This is a genomic window from Pseudomonas sp. R5-89-07, assembly GCF_003851685.1.
In the GTDB taxonomy this organism is placed as follows: domain Bacteria; phylum Pseudomonadota; class Gammaproteobacteria; order Pseudomonadales; family Pseudomonadaceae; genus Aquipseudomonas.
Genome location: NZ_CP027727.1, coordinates 3997418 through 4011982, shown reverse-complemented (window position 1 = coordinate 4011982; position 14565 = coordinate 3997418). Strand labels below are relative to the sequence as shown.

Sequence of the window (14565 nt, the reverse complement as noted above, 5' to 3'; positions counted from 1 at the left end):
ACATTGAGATCCCCATGAGCACCTCCCTATCCCTGACTCCGGCGCGCAAGCCGCTCGCGCCCCTGGTGGCCTTTATCGTTCTGGTGGCGGGCGCCCTGTTCCTGCAAAACACGGTGGGTATCCGCCAGGTTCTGCTGTTGATCGTCGGCGCCGCCCTGGGCTTGACGCTGTACCACGCCGCCTTTGGTTTTACCTCGGCCTGGCGGGTGTTTATCAAGGATCGGCGTGGCGCCGGGTTGCGGGCGCAGATGGTGATGCTGGCGGTGGCGGTGTTGCTGTTTTTCCCGGCGCTGGGGGCGGGTACCTTGTTCGGCCAGCCGGTGGTCGGGCTGGTGGCGCCGGCGGGGGTGTCGGTGGTATTCGGGGCGTTTATCTTCGGTATCGGCATGCAGTTGGGCGGTGGTTGTGCGTCGGGCACGCTGTTCACCGTGGGCGGCGGTAATGCGCGGATGCTGGTGACTTTGTTGTTCTTTATCTGCGGCTCGTTGATCGCCACCCATCATGTTGACTGGTGGTTTGCCTTGCCGTCATTTGCGCCCGTTTCAATCGTCAAAAGCTTCGGCGTACTGCCGGCGTTGGTTCTGAGCCTGGCGGTGTTCGCGATCATTGCGCTGGTGACCGTGCGCCTGGAGAAGGGCCGCCACGGCCAGCTTGAAGTCGGCGTGAGCAGCGAGCATCAAGGCCTGCGCCGCTTCCTGCGCGGGCCTTGGCCACTGGTGTGGGGCGCGATTGGCCTGGCCTTGCTCAACTATGCCACGCTGGCCCTGGCCGGGCGGCCATGGGGCATTACTTCCGCGTTCGCGCTGTGGGGCGCCAAGGTGGCGAGTGGGCTGGGTGTGGACGTGGCCAGTTGGGCATTCTGGCAAATGCCGGGCAACGCCAAGGCCCTGGCCGCGCCGGTTTGGGAAGACATCACCAGCGTCATGGACATCGGCATTGTACTCGGCGCGTTGTTGGCCGCAGGCCTGGCCGGGCGTTTCGCACCGAGCCTGAAGATTCCGGCGCGCTCGTTGATCGCGGCGGTCATCGGCGGTCTGTTGCTCGGTTATGGTTCGCGCCTGGCCTATGGCTGCAACATCGGCGCCTACTTCAGCGGGATCGCCTCGGGCAGCCTGCATGGCTGGCTGTGGCTGGTGGCAGCGTTTATCGGCAATAGCGTGGGCGTGCGCCTGCGGCCGTTTTTCTTCGCTGGCGAACGGCCCCAGGTGGCCTTGAATGGGTGCTGAGCGAGCGGCGAAGGTCGTATGTCCGAATCCGTCCTGAGTCGGTCCGCCTTGCGCCTGTTGCGCATGCGGCCCGGCCCTTACCATGGCTTGCATCATTTATCGCACCCCAAGCCAGGAAGGACCACCCATGAGCCGCAAAGCCCTGATCGTGATCGACGCCCAACATTCCTTTCGTCATGCACCCTACTGGTCCGAAAATGACCTGCCGGATTACCTAGCAAACCAGCAGGCGCTCATCGACGGTTGTGTTCAGCAAGGCATCCCGGTGGTACAAGTGTTTCATGTGGAAGACCAGGGGCACTTTTCGATGGCATCGGGTAACGTCAGGGCATTGAGCGAACTGTCGATCGACCCGCAGTTGGTCATCCATAAGCGCTTGCACAGCGCTTTGGCCGGTACGGAACTGGCCGCGCGCCTCACACAGATGGGCGTCACCACGCTGATCATCAGTGGTATCCGCACCGAGCAGTGCTGTGAAACCACGACGCGGCAGGCCTCGGACAGCGGTTTTAACGTCGACTTCGTCAGTGAGGCCACGCTGACGTTCCCTATGACCCACGCACGCAGCGGCCGCGTCTATACCCCGGCGCAGATTCGCGAGCGAACGGAGCTGGTCCTGGAAGATCGGTTTGCGCGCATCGTCACCGTCGACCAGGCACTGGCGGGGTGAACCGATGAGCGTGCCGGTGCTGTTCGTGCTGTTGCCCAATGTGCTGATGCTCGACCTGGCGGGCCCTGCCGAAGTGCTGCGCCTGGCCGCCCAGGTCGATGACCCTGCGGCGGTGGCTTTCGAGCTGCAATACGTCAGCCCGGTGCAATCCCTGCACAGCTCCATCGGCTTGCCGTTGACAGGCCTGGCGCCCTTGCCGACCAGCCTGGCCCCCGGCACCTTGGTGGTGTTGGTCGGCTCCAGCATGAAGGTGGACAAAGCACGCCAGCAAGCCTTCGAATCAGCCAGCGACAGCCTGGTGCAGTGGCTGCAGGATGTATTCGCGCCGTCTGGCGAACGGTTGATATGCGTGTGCGCCGGCGCGTTGACGGCCGCCCGCGCCGGGCTGCTCGACGGGCGCCAATGCACCACGCACCACGCACTGTGTGCCGCTCTTCAGGCGCTTGCGCCGAAGGCCCGGGTCCTGGAAAACCGCCTTTACGTCACCGACGGTCCGGTCAGTTGCAGTGCCGGGATCACCGCCGGCATCGATATGATGCTGCACCTGGTCGCCGAGCGCGCCGGGCCCAGGCTGGCGTGCGCCGTGGCGCGGGACATGGTGGTGTACTTGCGCCGCAGCGGCAGTGACCCGCAGCTATCGCCATGGATAACCGGACGTAATCACCTGCACCCGGCCGTCCACCGCGTGCAGGACGCCGTTGCCTGCGCCCCCTGTGAAGCCTGGACCGTCACCCGCATGGCGGACTTGGCCTGCACCGGCAGCCGCCATCTGGCGCGGCTGTTCCACGAGCATGTCGGCATCAGCCCGCTGGATTATCTGCATCGCCTGCGCCTGGCCGTGGCCCGCGAACTGCTGGTCGAGTCGAGCCTGGATATCGAAACCGTCGCCGAGCGCGCAGGCTTTGGTTCGGCCCGCCATCTGCGGCGTATCTGGAGCAAATACGAGGCCGGCACGCCTTCAGCGATGCGCCTTATTCAGCAGGCGTCTCGGGTGACGTAACCGGCGCTGGGTCGGCCTCGGCCGCCAGCTTAACGCGGTCGGCCTTGCTGACGTATTTATCTTTGCTTTTCGGCGCCAGTTTGGCGCTGGCCTTTTTAGCTTTGGCCTTGAAGAGCTGCTGGAGTTTTTTCTGGCGGTTCATGGGTGCTAGCCTGGTGGGTGAGGGCGCGGATGATATCAGCTTCAAAAGCCTGGCCCATCAGCGTGGCAGAAACTCGGTGATCAGCCCGATGACCTGCTGCTGAATCACCGCCCGTGGCCGCGCGCCGTCGCCATCCTGGCAAATGATGCCGTCGCCAGGCGCATCCTCGTCGAGCATTGCCGCTGCGCCTGGCTTGCACTGCGCCATAAAGCTGAAGTGGCTCGCATCGCTGATCTCAACATAGTGCGTTGAAGCCTTGGGGAGCCGTTTGGCCAGGTCGGCAGATTCGAGCTGCGCAGGCAGATCTTCAGACGGCGCCCCAGCGGCGATCACCAGCACGGGCACCGGCAGCGCCGCCAGGCTCGCATCGGCAAAACCGCGTGACAAGCCAATGTCCAGGGACACCACTGCACTGACACGCTTGTCGCGCAGGTCCGCAGCCAATTGCGCTTCGCCACCCGGTGCACCGGCGGGGTTCATTTGCTGGTAAACCCTGCAGCTGCTCAGTTGCGGATGGATGCCGCAATCCTTGGCAAAACGCTCGGGATCGAAGCGCGCCCCCGCGCTTTCCAGCACGGTCCAGCCGCCGAGGGAGTGGCCCGCCAGCGCAATACGGTTTTGCGCCACTGCGCCGAACTGCGCGGGTTGTGCGAGCACCGAGTCGATCACGCGACTCAGGTCTGCGGGCCGTTGCGACAATTGCGCGGCGGCTTTGGGGCTGCGGTCTTTAGTCGTGCTGCCCGGATGATTGACGGCCGCCACGATATAGCCCTGACGGGCCAGAGCGCTGGCCAGCCACGCCTGATTGCCCCAGTTGCCGCGGTAGCCGTGGGAAAGCACCAGCAGCGGATGTTCACCCTCGGCCGGCGGTGCATCGGGCACGGCGTGGGCGCCGACGAACACCGCGTCGTCTCGGATCAGCTGTGGTGTGGCGTTTGTGGTCGTGGGGTACCAGACGACCATCTCCAGTGGGCGCTCGTTGTGCGCATCGGACAAGGTGGTGGTCTTGAAACCCACAGGGCTGTCGCCGGCGAAGGCGGGACCCGTCAGGCAAATCAGGCACAGGGCGGCGAGGGTGGCTTTCACTGTTTTTATCGTCCTTGAAGTGAGGGCGCAGCATAGCTGGAACCATCCGTTTTGGTAATGTGCTGCCCTTTCCCAGCAGGTTGCTCAATCGTAGGCGAACTGGTCAACCAGCCCCAAACGTGGCACCTGGCTGTTGGGTTGCAAGAGCGCACCGGGAGCGATCACTGCATTGGCGCCAATTTTGCTGCCGTCGCCCACCAAGGCACCGAACTTGTTCACGCCGGTCTCTATCACGCTGGCCCCATGGCGGATCCTGATCGCCGCGCCATTGAGCTCGTTGCGATAGTTGGCGATGATTGCCCCGGCCTCGATATTCACGCCTTCACCCATCAGCGAGTCGCCGACAAAATTGAAGTGCGCCAACTTGCTGCCATCCAGCATGAAGCTGCTTTTCAGTTCACAGCTGGGCCCCACAATGCAATGGCTGCCCAGGTAGACGCCTCCACGCAGGTACGCACCTGCGGCCACGAATGACCCTTCGCCGATAATGATCGGGCCCTTCAGCACGGCACCTTCCTCGACAATCGCACTTTCGTGAATAGCGCAGTTGCCGTGGCGGTGGTAGCCGGAGCCAAGGCGCGAAAGCAGCGTGAGTACTTGGTTTTCGCAGTCCTGGGTGACCTGCCAGGCTGCTGAGGGAGCCAGGCCAAGTGAGGGCCATTGGGTGATAAACCTGCTGATCTCTGGTGAACTCATGAAAAGTCTCCGGTTCATGTGAAGAAAGCGAGAAATAACCTGTGGCGAGGGAGCTTGCTCCCGTTGGACTGCGCAGCAGTCCCATTGTCTGGGGTCGCTTCGCGGCCCAACGGGAGCAAGCTCCCTCGCCACAGGTACGATATGCGCTTTAACGACTTGTGGGCAGTAGGGCTTGCCCCTTCTCATATGCGATGCGTGCTCGCTCAGTTGGCAATCACGATGCCACGCCCACCCGCCATTGCCCCGGTGGCAGCACGCCATGAACCAGGTAATCGCCGACAATCCGCGACTTGTACACCCGCGGATTGTGATTTGCCAAGGTGCGCGCATTGCGCCACAACCGGTCCAGCGCCTTGTCGCTGGCGGTGGCACTCGCGCCGAGGGCATCGAACAGCGCGGTGGTCGCGGCGAGCGTCGCATCCACCACCGGATTCACCGCCAGGCACACTTCCAGCTCGGCCAGTGCCACCTCTGGGTCGTCATCCTGCAGCGCCTGCTGCGCGACGATCACCGCTTGCGCGGTGTGTTCCAGCCGCTGCGCCGCTTGCTGGGTGATGGCGTGGGCGGCATAGGCCTGGCTCGCGACTTCGCCGATCACTTGCAGCAACTGCACATCGCGACTCGCGACATCGGCGTTGCCGGTGGTGAAGGTCCGCGCACGCTTGCGCAGTTCTTCTGCACCGCTCAACGCGGCACAGCGGGCGATGCCGGCAAGAGTGCTCAGGTGGTACAGCTGGTAGAACGATTGGCCGTGGCCGAAGCGCTGATCAGTGGGGCGCAGGTCGTCCTCCACCAATGCATTGTCGAAAACACAGGTGCCGCTGGCGGTGAGGCGCTGGCCGAAGCCGTTCCAGTCATCGATGATCTGCACACCGGGCGCCTTGAGGTCGACCACCACGCTGTAGGTCTTGCCGTCTTCAAAGGTGGCGATGGTGCTGATCAGGTCGCTGTAGAGCGCGCCGGTGGTGTAGTACTTTTTGCCGCTGATGCGCAATGCACCGGCTTGATCACGGTAGAGGCGGGTCTCGAAATCGCCACGGGCCTGGCTGCCCACCTCGGTGCTGCCGGGCGAGAGCAGGGCGCCCTGGCTCAGGCGGTCGAGCCATCTGGCGCGCCAGGCCAGGTCTTTGGCGCTGAGCACGTCCTCGCAGAAACCAAAGTGCCCACGTAAGGCTTGGGTGATGTTGGAGTCGGCCGCGGACAGCTCGGCCAGCAGCGTGAACAGTTCAACCAGCGTCGCGCCATGGCCGCCATAGCTTTGTGGCAGGCGCCAGCGCGGCAGGCCGAGTGCGTTCAGTTGCTGGATGACGGCGGCCAGGCTGGCGCGGGATTGATCCGCTTCGGCCGCCTGGGCGAGGACCTGCGCAAAGAGCGGGCGAAACGGTGCGGCCAGTTGTTCGTAACGGGCGGAGGGCGCGGTGCCCCAGATATTCGAAGCGGGAGTCGACATGCGATGGACCTTGCTGAAAGTGGCTCAGGTGCAGGGGTCCAGTGGTCTGGTGACGCCACCCTAACCCAGGGGCGCCGAAGTTTTTAATACGAAAAGCAGCTAGGCCGCTACGCGCCAGTTCTATGGATAGTGCGCAACAGTATTAAACCTCGCGCTTTTATTGCGTTAGCTTCTACGCCAAACGACCAGACTGCATGCTCACAGATGGTTGAACCAACCAACTGTCCCGTGGGTAATTGCATGATCAAGCGTCGAACACTGCTTTCTCTATTGAGCCTGGCTTCGGTCGCGCTGTACGGCCCTTCGGCCTGGGCGGCGCAGCCGCTGACCCTCACCGTGGGTGACCAGTTCTTCTCCAACCGTATCGTGCTCGAGCTGTCGGGCGAGCTCAAAGACTTGCCGTACACCATCGACTTCAAACGCTTCAACACCGGCTCCCCGGTGGCCTCGGCGGTGGCGAGCGGCGCGCTGGACGTAGGCATCGTCGGCGACACGCCGGTGATCAGCCTCGCCGCCAATGGCGCGCCGGTGAAGGTGGTCGCCAGCACCCAGACCAGCCTCGACGGCGTGGGTATCGTGGCGCGCAAGGGCATTCATTCGGTGGCCGATCTCAAAGGCAAGACAGTCGCCATCTGGAACGGCTCATGGAGCCAGCAACTGGCCTACAAAGCCCTGGACGAAGCCGGTGTGCCGCGCAGCAGCGTCAACTTCAAATACCTGCTGCCTGCCGAAGCCAGCCTGGCCCTGACCCAAGGCGATATCGATGCGTTCGGCACCTGGGAGCCCTATGTGTCGCTGCAGGAGAAAGAGGGCAGCACGCTGATCCGCAATGCCAAGGGCCTGATGAGCGCGCCCACCTATATCGTCGCGTATGAACCGGCACTGGCGCAGAAAGGCGCGATCATCAGGGACTTTGTCGCACGCCTGACCCGCGCCCGTGTCTGGAGCAGCAGCCACGTCGACGAGTACGCCGAGGCCTGGTCCAGGGCCAACCAGTCCGCGCCGGACATCGCCAAGGTGTGGTTCAAGCGCGACGCGATCAAAGTGCTGCCGATCTCGCCGACGATCATCAGCGAAGCCCAGGCCACGGCGGATTTTCTGGTGGATGCGCAGATGCTCAAGCAGCGGTATGACGTGACGCCGTTGTTTGATCGGGCACTTTGAACGCGAGTGAAACAAGCGCTAACTCATGAAAGCCCTTGCCGAAGTGGCCAAGGCCCAAGGCGTGAACAAAGTGGCCGAGGCTGCGGGCGTCAATCGGGAGAGCCTTTATAAAACCCTCAGGGGCGGCTCTAAAACGCGCTATGAGACGATCCAGAAGTTAATGGCGGCGTTGGGCGTGGAGCTGACCGTGCGGCCGATTGCGCGCAAGAAAGCGTCGCAGCCAAAACCCGTGGCCGCTGGCAAATAAGCGACCACGACACTGACTGCGGGAGCCCTGCGAGGCTGCGATGGCTCCCAGATCCCGCCCTACCGCACCAGGCAAGGACGCTTGTTGTCGAAGCTCCAGCCCGGAATCAGGAACTGCATCGCCACGCTGTCATCCCGCGCCCCCAGCCCCATGCCTTTGTATAACTCGTGGGCGTGGGCCACGGCGTCCATGTCGATATCCACCCCGAGGCCAGGCTTGGCGGGCACCTTCACGTAGCCGCCCTCAATCTGCAGTGGCGCCTTGGTCAGGCGTTGGCCGTCCTGCCAGATCCAGTGGGTGTCGATGGCCGTGATGTCTCCCGGTGCGGCGGCCGCCACCTGGGTGAACATCGCCAGGGAAATATCGAAATGGTTGTTGGAGTGTGAACCCCAGGTCAGGCCCCACTCGTTGCACATCTGCGCCACGCGCACTGAGCCTTGCATCGTCCAGAAGTGCGGATCGGCGAGGGGGATGTCCACCGATTGCAGCTGGATAGCATGGCCCATTTCGCGCCAGTCGGTGGCGATCATGTTGGTGGCAGTTTTCAGGCCCGTGGCACGACGGAATTCAGCCATGACTTCGCGGCCCGAGTAACCGTTTTCCGCACCGCAGGGGTCTTCGGCATAGGCGAGCACATGATGCTGGTCGCGGCACAGGCGGATCGCTTCCTTGAGTGACCAGGCGCCGTTCGGGTCGAGGGTGATGCGCGCATCCGGAAAGCGCTCGGCAAGGGCCGTGACGGCTTCGATTTCCTCATCGCCACTCAGTACGCCGCCCTTGAGCTTGAAGTCATTGAAACCGTATTTCGCTTTGGCGGCTTCGGCCAGGCGCACCACGGCGTCGGCGGTCAGGGCTTGTTCATGGCGCAGGCGGAACCAGTCGTCGTCGGCGTCGGCCTCGTTGCGATAGGCCAGGTCGGTGGCGCTGCGGTCGCCGACGTAGAACAGGTAACCGAGCATTTTCACCGCATCGCGTTGCTGGCCTTCACCGAGCAGGGCAGCCACCGGCACTTCGAGGAACTGGCCGAGCAAGTCGAGCAGGGCGGCCTCCATCGCGGTCACGGCATGAATGGTGATGCGCAGGTCAAAGGTTTGCAGCCCACGACCCGCTGCATCCCGTGAGGCGAAGGTGGTGCGCATTTGGTTGAGGATGCGCTGGTACTGCCCGATCGGCTGGCCGACCACCAGGCTGCGCGCGTCTTCCAGGGTTTGGCGAATGCGTTCGCCGCCGGGCACTTCACCTACGCCGGTATGGCCGCTGCTGTCCTTGAGAATCACGATATTGCGAGTAAAAAAAGGCCCGTGGGCGCCGCTCAGGTTCAACAGCATGCTGTCGTGGCCGGCGACGGGGATGACTTGGAAGTCGGTAACGATAGGAGTGGTCATGGCAAGGTCCTGATTGACTTAAAGAGGTTTGCTGATGGCGGCGCGCGTTGGCGTGGCGGCAGATGAGGTCAGCACGGCAGAAGGTGAAGTCTTGGCAAAAAACACCAGGATCGCCGCCAGCACCGAGGTACCGGCCAGGCCGTAAAGCCCGCCCTGGATCGAGCCGGTGGTTTGCTCCAGGAAGCCGAACGTGGTTGGTGCGACAAAGCCGCCCAGGTTGCCGATGGAATTGATCAGGGCGATCACCGCGGCGGCGATGCGCACATCCAGATAGCCCTGGGGGATTGGCCAGAACAGCGAAGAGGCGGACTTGAAACCGATGGCGGCAAAGCAGATCGCCACGAAGGCAAAGATCGGCTCGCCCGTGGTGGACATGAACATACCGACGGCAGCAATCAACAGCGCAGCAGCAACCCACGCCTGCTGGAACTTGAACTTGCCCGACAGCGAGGCGAAGGCGTACATGGCGATGATCGAGATCAGCCAGGGAATCGAGTTGAAAAAACCGACCTGCACATCGCTCAGGTCTCCCATTTTCTTGATGATGCTCGGCAGCCAGAACGTCGCTGCGTAAATCGTCAGCTGGATGCAGAAATACAAGGCGCAGAACAGCAGGATCTGCCGGTCCTTGAGCAGCTTGCCGAGGGTTGGCTTGACCGTGGTCAGGGCTTCGCGATCACGCTGTTCCTGGTCGATAGCCTCCACCAGCGCGTCCTGTTCCTCGCGGCTCAGCCACTTGGCGTCGTGGGGCTTGGAGTCCAGCCAGAACCATACGAAGAAGCCCAGCGCCACCGAGGCCAGGCCTTCGATGGCGAACATCCATTGCCAGCCGTGAAAGCCGAAACCTTCGATCTGCAACAGCGCACCCGACAACGGGCCGGAAATCAGTGAAGCAACCGCCGAGCCGCTGAGGAAGATCGCAATGGCTTTGCCGCGTTCCACCCCAGGCAGCCAACGTGTGAAGTAGTAGATCACCCCCGGAAAGAAGCCCGCTTCAGCCACGCCCAGCAGGAAGCGCAGGATGTAGAAGTGGGTTTCGTTCTGGATGAACGCCATCATCGTGGCGACGATGCCCCAGGTGAACATGATGCGGGTCAGCCAGATGCGCGCGCCGACTTTCTGCAGCAGCATATTGGACGGCACTTCGAAGATGGCGTAGCCAATGAAAAACAGCCCGGCGCCGAAGCCATAGGCCGCCGCGCCGATACCCAGGTCATGCTCCATGTGCGTGCGCACGAAGCCGATGTTGACCCGGTCGATGTAGTTGAGGATGAACATGATCACGAACAGTGGGAGCACATGGCCCTTCACTTTGCTCACGGCGCGGGTGAGCACCGAATCAGTTTGTGGTGCGGCAGATGCATGGCTTGAATTGTTCACAATTCAAAACTCCCCCTGATTTGTTTTTATGCGGGTTTGCGTGTTTTGTTGCCAGACATCATACAAGTGGTGTTTTGGAAACTGCAATGCGGTGGTGAGTGTATTTGTTCTTCTAAGAGCGTGCGTAGGACGCCGTTTTGGTTATTTGTCAGCGTTTACAGAGGATTTTAGGGGTCCTCAAGGTAGCGCCTGTTCGAAACAAGCTCGAAAGTCGAAAGCGATGTGTTTAGGCTTAAGGTTGGTTGTCATACAAGTTGGCGCTGTTATGAATCAACTCGGCACTACCCATAAGCAGGGTGTTAAGCTCCCCTCAGCCTAACCCCGTGGACTCTAGCGATGCCCATTGAAAACGCACCCGCCGTGCGCAAACGCTCCACCAACCTGGCCCAGGGCGTGGTCGACGCATTGACCCAGCGCATCCTGCTGGGGCAGCTCAAGCCCGGTGAAAAATTGCCGTCCGAATCCACCATCGTGCTCGAGCATGGGGTGAGTCGTACGGTGGTGCGCGAAGCCATCTCCAAGCTGCAAGCGTCCGGGCTGGTGGAGACGCGCCACGGCATTGGCACCTTCGTGCTGGCGCAACATCCTCAGCAAGGCCTGCGCCTGCACGTGGACACGGTCGCCAGCGTGCGCAACATGCTCGAACTGCGCCTGGGCCTGGAGGTGCAAGCCGTGGCGCTGGCCGCGTTGCGCCGTAACGATGTACAACTCGCTCATATGCGCCAGGCGCTGGACGATTACCAGGCTTCGCTCGCCAACAACGACAGCTGTGTGGAAGACGACAAACGCTTTCACCAACTGATCGCCGAGGCCACCGGCAATACGTTTTTCAGCGAAATCATGCAGCACCTGGGCACTGCGATGATCCCGCGTACCCTGGTGGTGGGCGCAGAACGTGGCGGGGCGGATTTTACCCAGCTGGGGCAACTGGCGAACCTGGAGCATGAGGCGATCTTCAACGCGATCAAACGCCAAGACCCGGACGCGGCGCGGGCGGCGATGGTGCTGCATCTGACCAACAGCCGGGACCGGTTTTCCGGAGAATGAAAAGGAACCACCGTTGAACGAACACACCTTGTCCATGCGCCTGGAGCGCGTGGCGGCCCTGGTACCGGCCGGCGCGCGCCTGGCCGATATCGGCTCGGACCATGCTTACCTGCCGGTAGCGCTGATGCGTCGTGGTGTCATTGCGCACGCAGTGGCGGGGGAGGTTGCGGCCACGCCCTTTCACGCGGCGCAGCGCACCGTGCGCGATAACGGCCTGGAGCAGCGCATCCAGGTACGCCGGGCCAATGGCCTGGCCGCCATCGAGGCGGACGACGCCATCACCGCCATCAGCCTGTGCGGCATGGGCGGCGAGACGATCCGCGACATCCTCGACAGCGGCAAGGCGCAACTGAACGGCCAGCAACGCCTGATCCTGCAGCCCAACGGCGGTGAGCAACCGTTGCGCCAATGGTTGATGGATAACGGCTACCGAATCCTGCATGAGGAGCTGCTGCACGAGAACCGCTTTTACTACGAAATCATTGTCGCCGAGTGTACCGGGCCGGTGACCTATACCGAGGAGCAACTGTACTTCGGGCCGCTGCACCTGGAAATGCGCAGCCCGATGTTCGTGGCGAAATGGCAACGCCTGCTGCGCAAGAAGCAGAAAACGTTGGCCAATTTCGAGAAGGCCAGGCAGTCGGTGCCGCAAGAAAAGCTGCACGAGATTGGCCGACAGATTCAATGGATTACCCAATTGCTGGGCTGAAGTTTTACATCTGAGCGTCTGCACCGTCAGCCCTTCTGTCCCCGGCGGTTACAAGGCGTGCCCGACACTGAGTGCTTTCGCCCCATTTTCGCGCACCGCTGGCCGGCTCACGCGCACCATAACGCGCATCGCCGATGCTTCTATCCAACGGCCCATATCTTGCTAGAGCCAAGCTAATCAATGACATGGCATTTTGCCGTTAGTCATTTCCAGGCTATGAAGTATGGGTTCGTTCAGGGGAGCTGCAGGGCATGCAAAGACTTTTATCACCGGGTATCCGTCTGCTTGGACGGTTCGGTTTTGCCCGCAAGTTCCAGGTGCTGTTTTTCTTGTTCATGCTGCCGCTGGCCGGGAGCTTGTGGATGATCGGCCAGGATTACCACGACAAGCTCGCGGTGATTTCCAGTGAACAGTCCGGCGTGCACCAACTGCTGGCGCTGGACCGGCTCGACGCGCAACTGGGCGCCCAGCGCAACCTGGCCGCCCGCTGGAAAGCCGTGGACATCCTGCACACTCCAACCCCTGCCGCCCAGGCCGCGATGGACAAAGTGGATGCCGGCAGCCCGCTGATCCAGCAAGGCCTGCAAACCCTGGGCGATACGCTCAAAACCCATAACGCCAGCGCCGACACCCTGGCGCGCTTCGACACGTTGCGGGCCGCCGTAAAGGGCATGGACACCCAGGCCCTGCGCACTGTCGGCTGGTGGCCGGATGGCTATGACCGCTTCACCGCCGCCCTGACCGCGATGCAATCCTTGCGTGAACAGATCACCCTGGACGCCGGCCTGATCCTCGATCCGTGGCTGGAAACCTATCTGCTGATGCAGATTTCCAGCCAGCACACCCCGGACTTGATCGAGCGTATCGGGCGCACGGCCAGCGTCGGCCAATCCTCGATTGCCTCGGGCCAGTTCACCCTGCAAAGCCGCCTGCAGATGCGCGATCTGCGCGGCCGTATCGGTGATGCGCGCGACCAGTTGGTCAAGGCGGCCGGTGCGCTCAAAGCCAGGCAATACCCAGGCCTGGAGCCTTGGACGGTGCAATACGAAGCCAGCCTGCAACGCCTGGACAGCGAGCTGAAAACCCTGGACGACGGTGTATTCGGCGGCACCATCAAGCTCGACACCGTCGCGTTCGACCAAAGCGTCGACGCCATGCTCGCGGCCTTGGGCGCGTTGCGCAGCCAGTCGCTGCAGTCGCTCGATGCACGCCTGAGTTACTACCGTGAACGGTCGCTGCAACACTTCATCCCGGTGGCGGCGACGTTCAGCCTGCTGGCGCTGGCGGCGTTGTACCTGTTCATCTGCCTGCAAGCGTCGATCCGCCGCAGCGCCAGTGGCATCACCACCCTCGCCGAATCATTGCGCGACGGCAACCTGCGCGTCGAAGTGGCGGTGGAGGGACGCGACGAGCTGGCTGCCATCAGCACGGCGCTCAACGTTGCCGTGGTGCAATTGCGCGCCAGCCTGCTCGGTGTCAACCATGAGACCCAGCAATTGGGCGCCACCGTGCTCACCCTCAACGCGCAATCGGGCAGCACCCTCACCGAAGTCGAAGACCAGCAGCACCAGATCAGTCAGATTGCCGCTGCTGCGACCCAACTGGCCGCCACTTCCCTGGGCGTCGCCAAGAGCTGCGAGCAGGCTTCCGACAGCGCCCAGCAGACCCGGCGTATCGCCGAAGACAGCAGCCGCGACAGCCAGCGCACCACAGCGAGCATTCAGCAACTCAACCAGCGCCTGACCGACACCGCCAACGCGCTGGAACAAGTCAGCCAACAGGGCCAGCAGATTCAATCGGTGGTCGACACCATTCGCGGCATTGCCGAGCAGACCAACCTGCTGGCGCTCAACGCGGCCATCGAGGCCGCCCGCGCCGGTGAACAGGGTCGCGGCTTTGCCGTGGTCGCCGACGAGGTTCGCAGCCTGTCGCAACGCACCCAGGCCTCCACGGCACAGATTGCCGGCACCGTGGACAGCCTGCGCGCTACGGTCAGCCAGGCCGTGAGCCTGATGGGCGCCGCCTGCGAGCAGGCGCTCAGCGATGCCGAATCCGTCACCGGCCTGGGCACGCGCCTGGGCGAAATCGCCGGCGCCGTGCAGAACGTCACCGACACCCTGGCGCAAATCGCCGCCGCCGTGGAAGAACAGGCCACCACGGCGGATGAGGTCAGCGGCAACATCCAGCAGGTGGACCAGGCGGCCGGGCGCTTGCTCGACGGCGCACGCGCAGTCAATCAGGCCGCCGACAGCCTGAGCAAGGGCAGTCGGGCGTTGAGCGATAACACGGCGCGGTTTCGATTGGACTGAAGTCGATTCAGGGGCACTCTACCGCCGTCGTGTAGTCTTCTCCTTTACCCTAAC

13 protein-coding genes and 1 pseudogene are annotated in these 14565 nt (G+C 62.7%); 8 read left to right on the top strand and 6 right to left on the bottom strand.

What is annotated here, in order from left to right; all coding sequences use genetic code 11:
- Window positions 1–14: 14 nt before the first annotated feature.
- The 3 genes from C4J94_RS18365 (at window position 15) to C4J94_RS18355 (ending at window position 2896) form a co-directional block, all read left to right on the top strand.
- Window positions 15–1226, top strand: coding sequence for a YeeE/YedE family protein (locus C4J94_RS18365; protein WP_124387463.1), 1212 nt, complete (start codon window positions 15–17; stop codon window positions 1224–1226).
- 127 nt (window positions 1227–1353) lie between these two features.
- Window positions 1354–1896: a cysteine hydrolase family protein gene (locus C4J94_RS18360; RefSeq protein ID WP_124387462.1), complete on the top strand. Its 543-nt coding sequence runs from the start codon at window positions 1354–1356 to the stop codon at window positions 1894–1896.
- A gap of 4 nt (window positions 1897–1900) precedes the next feature.
- A complete protein-coding gene (locus C4J94_RS18355; protein ID WP_124387461.1) occupies window positions 1901–2896 on the top strand; it encodes a GlxA family transcriptional regulator in 996 nt (331 codons plus the stop codon).
- Here C4J94_RS18355 and C4J94_RS18350 read toward each other — a convergent pair.
- From C4J94_RS18350 to C4J94_RS18330, 4 genes are all read right to left on the bottom strand, one after another.
- Entirely contained in the window at window positions 2868–3038 is a 171-nt protein-coding gene (locus tag C4J94_RS18350) for a DUF2986 domain-containing protein (protein ID WP_124387460.1), read from the bottom strand. The genes C4J94_RS18355 and C4J94_RS18350 overlap by 29 nt on opposite strands.
- A 57-nt stretch (window positions 3039–3095) precedes the next feature.
- Window positions 3096–4124: an alpha/beta fold hydrolase gene (locus C4J94_RS18345; RefSeq protein WP_124387459.1), complete on the bottom strand. Its 1029-nt coding sequence runs from the start codon at window positions 4122–4124 to the stop codon at window positions 3096–3098.
- Between the two features lie 84 nt (window positions 4125–4208).
- Complete coding sequence (locus C4J94_RS18340) at window positions 4209–4820, bottom strand: transferase (protein WP_124387458.1); 612 nt, start codon at window positions 4818–4820, stop codon at window positions 4209–4211.
- A 214-nt stretch (window positions 4821–5034) separates the two neighbouring features.
- Entirely contained in the window at window positions 5035–6270 is a 1236-nt protein-coding gene (locus C4J94_RS18330) for an acyl-CoA dehydrogenase family protein (protein WP_124387457.1), read from the bottom strand.
- A gap of 240 nt (window positions 6271–6510) precedes the next feature.
- Here C4J94_RS18330 and C4J94_RS18325 point away from each other — a divergent pair, with 240 nt between their 5' ends.
- On the top strand, window positions 6511–7434 hold the full coding sequence (locus C4J94_RS18325) for an ABC transporter substrate-binding protein (RefSeq protein ID WP_124387456.1): 924 nt from the start codon (window positions 6511–6513) through the stop codon (window positions 7432–7434).
- Between the two features lie 22 nt (window positions 7435–7456).
- A pseudogene (locus C4J94_RS18320) lies at window positions 7457–7681 on the top strand (addiction module antidote protein); the annotation flags it as partial.
- A 59-nt stretch (window positions 7682–7740) separates the two neighbouring features.
- Here the strand turns inward: C4J94_RS18320 and gudD are convergent.
- A complete protein-coding gene (gene gudD, locus C4J94_RS18315) occupies window positions 7741–9066 on the bottom strand; it encodes a glucarate dehydratase (RefSeq protein ID WP_124387455.1) in 1326 nt (441 codons plus the stop codon).
- Between the two features lie 18 nt (window positions 9067–9084).
- A complete protein-coding gene (locus tag C4J94_RS18310; RefSeq protein ID WP_124387454.1) occupies window positions 9085–10446 on the bottom strand; it encodes an MFS transporter in 1362 nt (453 codons plus the stop codon).
- A gap of 336 nt (window positions 10447–10782) precedes the next feature.
- On the opposite strand from C4J94_RS18310, the gene C4J94_RS18305 reads away from it, so the two are divergent.
- The 3 genes from C4J94_RS18305 to C4J94_RS18295 all read left to right on the top strand — a co-directional run bounded on the left by C4J94_RS18305 (window position 10783) and on the right by C4J94_RS18295 (window position 14511).
- Window positions 10783–11493, top strand: coding sequence for a FadR/GntR family transcriptional regulator (locus tag C4J94_RS18305; RefSeq protein ID WP_124387453.1), 711 nt, complete (start codon window positions 10783–10785; stop codon window positions 11491–11493).
- A gap of 13 nt (window positions 11494–11506) precedes the next feature.
- Window positions 11507–12202, top strand: a complete 696-nt coding sequence (locus C4J94_RS18300) for a tRNA (adenine(22)-N(1))-methyltransferase TrmK (protein WP_124387452.1) — start codon at window positions 11507–11509, stop codon at window positions 12200–12202.
- Between the two features lie 251 nt (window positions 12203–12453).
- A complete protein-coding gene (locus C4J94_RS18295; protein ID WP_124387451.1) occupies window positions 12454–14511 on the top strand; it encodes a methyl-accepting chemotaxis protein in 2058 nt (685 codons plus the stop codon).
- The last annotated feature ends 54 nt before the right edge of the window (window positions 14512–14565 follow it).

Excerpts from the sequence above, each read along its gene's own strand:
- C4J94_RS18340 (WP_124387458.1), bottom strand. The coding sequence starts at position 4,820 with ATGAGTTCACCAGAGATCAGCAGGTTTATCACCCAATGGCCCTCACTT.
- C4J94_RS18350 (WP_124387460.1), bottom strand. The coding sequence starts at position 3,038 with ATGAACCGCCAGAAAAAACTCCAGCAGCTCTTCAAGGCCAAAGCTAAA.
- C4J94_RS18330 (WP_124387457.1), bottom strand. The coding sequence starts at position 6,270 with ATGTCGACTCCCGCTTCGAATATCTGGGGCACCGCGCCCTCCGCCCGT.
- C4J94_RS18295 (WP_124387451.1), top strand. The coding sequence starts at position 12,454 with ATGCAAAGACTTTTATCACCGGGTATCCGTCTGCTTGGACGGTTCGGT.
- C4J94_RS18305 (WP_124387453.1), top strand. The coding sequence starts at position 10,783 with ATGCCCATTGAAAACGCACCCGCCGTGCGCAAACGCTCCACCAACCTG.
- C4J94_RS18360 (WP_124387462.1), top strand. The coding sequence starts at position 1,354 with ATGAGCCGCAAAGCCCTGATCGTGATCGACGCCCAACATTCCTTTCGT.
- C4J94_RS18355 (WP_124387461.1), top strand. The coding sequence starts at position 1,901 with ATGAGCGTGCCGGTGCTGTTCGTGCTGTTGCCCAATGTGCTGATGCTC.
- C4J94_RS18325 (WP_124387456.1), top strand. The coding sequence starts at position 6,511 with ATGATCAAGCGTCGAACACTGCTTTCTCTATTGAGCCTGGCTTCGGTC.
- C4J94_RS18365 (WP_124387463.1), top strand. The coding sequence starts at position 15 with ATGAGCACCTCCCTATCCCTGACTCCGGCGCGCAAGCCGCTCGCGCCC.
- gudD (WP_124387455.1), bottom strand. The coding sequence starts at position 9,066 with ATGACCACTCCTATCGTTACCGACTTCCAAGTCATCCCCGTCGCCGGC.